Here is a 266-nt window from a genome sequence, read left to right as displayed (position 1 = left end):
GTTGCGGGGGCAGGATTTGAACCTGCGGCCTTCGGGTTATGAGCCCGACGAGCTACCGGGCTGCTCCACCCCGCGTCAATTGTTTCATCTATTAGGATTTTTCGCTGAATCGCTATCTGAATGACTTCAGATAAGATCCAACCATAGTCCTTCAAGGCATTTACGCCCTGAAAACTGGATACGAAAGATTAGGTTTGCTGAACCTTATATGCTGCTGTCTACCGGATGTATGGGTCACGGTAAACGTGTTTAGGATAAGCCCTCGA

The 266-nt window shown here is 48.9% G+C and carries 1 tRNA gene; it reads right to left on the bottom strand.

What is annotated here, in order from left to right:
* Position 1: 1 nt before the first annotated feature.
* A tRNA-Met gene (locus FGT79_RS30775) sits at positions 2 to 75 on the bottom strand.
* Between the last annotated feature and the right edge of the window lie 191 nt (positions 76 to 266).

The sequence above is a fragment of the Paenibacillus sinopodophylli genome (assembly GCF_005930355.1).
In the GTDB taxonomy this organism is placed as follows: Bacteria; Bacillota; Bacilli; order Paenibacillales; family Paenibacillaceae; genus Pristimantibacillus; species Pristimantibacillus sinopodophylli.
This window is presented reverse-complemented; position numbering and strand designations above follow the sequence as displayed.